The sequence below is a fragment of the Micrococcus sp. HG099 genome (genome assembly GCF_024723355.1).
GTDB lineage: Bacteria > Actinomycetota > Actinomycetes > Actinomycetales > Micrococcaceae > Micrococcus > Micrococcus endophyticus.
The window spans coordinates 1-1,938 of the sequence record NZ_JANQCJ010000224.1 but is presented as its reverse complement, the minus strand read 5'-3'; the positions used below and the strand labels follow the sequence as shown (position 1 = coordinate 1,938).

Sequence of the window (1,938 nt, the reverse complement as noted above, 5' to 3'; positions counted from 1 at the left end):
GATCCAGGCCGACTCCGGGTGCCGCTGCGGCCCGCTCATGCGTGGCCCTGCCGTCCGGCTGCGTGCCGGGTCGCCGCGGGGAGCGCGGCGTCGGGGAGCACGCGGCGGACCTTCCCGCTGGCGGTGCGCTCGAGCCGGTCCACGAGCACCCAGCGGCGCGGCCGGGCGGCCGGGGACAGCCCGGCGCGGGCGGCGGTCTTCAGCATCTGCAGCGCGGCCTCGGGATCCTGTCCCCGGGCCGGCTCGACGACGGCGCACACCCGCTCGCCCAGCCGCCGGTCGGGGACGCCGACCACCAGCACGCCGGAGGCGACGGGGCGGCCGGACCCGTCCCGGACCGCGGCCAGCTCGGCCTCGACGTCCGCCGCGGCGACGGTGGCCCCGGCGGTGAGGATCACGTCGTCCGCGCGGCCGTGGACCTCGAGCACCCCCGCGTCCGGATCCCACGTGGCTCGGTCGCCGGTGGTGAGCCAGCCGTCCGCGCGCCAGCGGGGCGCCCCCGAGGAGAGGCGGGAGTCGTCCGGGGCGGCGAGCTGGTCCGAACGCAGCTCGAGCAGACCGGTGCGGGCCCGCGGCGTATTCGGGTCCGGCGTGTTCGGGCCCGCCGGGCCGGCGTCGTCCGCTCCGTCCGCGATGCGCAGCCGTACGTCGGGCAGGGGACGCAGGCCGGCGCCGTCGAGGTCCACGGCCACGAAGCTGGCCTCCGCGGACCCGTAGAAGTGGGCCACCCGGATCCCGTGGGCGGCGGCCCGGTCCCGGGCGCCTGCGGGCAGCCGGTCCCCGCCGATCAGGGCGACGCGCAGGGTGGAGGGGGCGCCGTCGTCGAGCAGGTCGAGGGCGTCGACGAGCTGCGACGGCGTCGCGTCGAGGACGGCCGGCCCGACGAGGTCGGCGGCGCTCAGCCGGGCGCGGGCGGTGACCCGGAGCCGCGCGCCCAGGGCGCCGCACAGCGAGGCGGCGTGCACCGCCATCGAGGAGACCGGATGCACGGCCACGAGCAGCTCCTCCCCCGGACTCAGCCCCAGCCAGTCGGCGGCGACGCGGTGCCCCGCGCGCCAGGACGCCTCGGTGCGCAGCACGACGCGCGGGCGGGACGTGGAGCCGGACGTGAACGCCGCCCACGCGATCTCGGCGGCCGCCCGCGGATCCCGCGCCGCGAGGTCCCGCAGCGTGGCGGCCGCGTGCTCGACCTGCGCGGCCATCAGCGCCGCCGGCCAGCGCTCGTCGCCGACCACGGGGATCCCGCCGGACGCGCGGACGCGCACCGCCTCGGCCAGGACCGCCGCGTGGTCCGCGCCCCGGAGGGGCACGAGGCGGGCGGCTGGGTCGGGCGGGGTGGCGCCGGGGGTCGCGGGTGAGGTGGCGGGCATGGGCCGGGAGGCGGGGTGGGCGAGGGTCACGGGATCAGCGGAACGCCCGCGGGTAGGCCTTCCACAGGCCGGTGACCAGGAGCGCGGCCAGGACGACCTTGACGGTGTCCCCGGGGACGAACGCGCCCATCGCGAGGACCGCGGCGCCGGGCTCCATGTGGGCGGCGACGATGAAGCCCACCGCGCCGGCCGCGTACAGCACCACCATGCCCACCAGGCCCGCCACGAGGGCGGCCGCCAGGACGCGTCCGGGGCGCAGGCCCGGGCGGGCGCGGCCGGTCAGGGCCCAGAACACGAGGCCCACCGCGGCCGCGGCGACCACGTAGCCGAGGATGAAGCCCGACGACGGGCCGACGAACACGCCCAGCCCGCCGCGGCCGCCCGTGAGCAGGGGCAGACCGAGGGCCACGAGCACGTTGAAGAGGAGGATGGCGGCGGCCCCGCGCCACGGACCGAGGATCACGCCGGCCAGGGTGACCGCGAGGTTCTGCAGCACGATCGGGGCGGGGATGCCCGCCACCGGCACCGGCGGAACGGAGCCCCGCCCGGTCCTTTTACACAACCTGCG

At 78.9% G+C, this 1,938-nt stretch carries 2 protein-coding genes; both read right to left on the bottom strand.

What is annotated here, in order from left to right:
• Window positions 1-35: 35 nt before the first annotated feature.
• Window positions 36-1,400 (bottom strand): class I adenylate-forming enzyme family protein, encoded by a 1,365-nt coding sequence (locus NWP10_RS11790; protein ID WP_258301029.1) that lies wholly within the window; start codon window positions 1,398-1,400, stop codon window positions 36-38.
• A gap of 4 nt (window positions 1,401-1,404) precedes the next feature.
• The coding region (locus NWP10_RS11785; RefSeq protein WP_258301028.1) for a biotin transporter BioY at window positions 1,405-1,938 on the bottom strand (534 nt) is incomplete at its 5' end.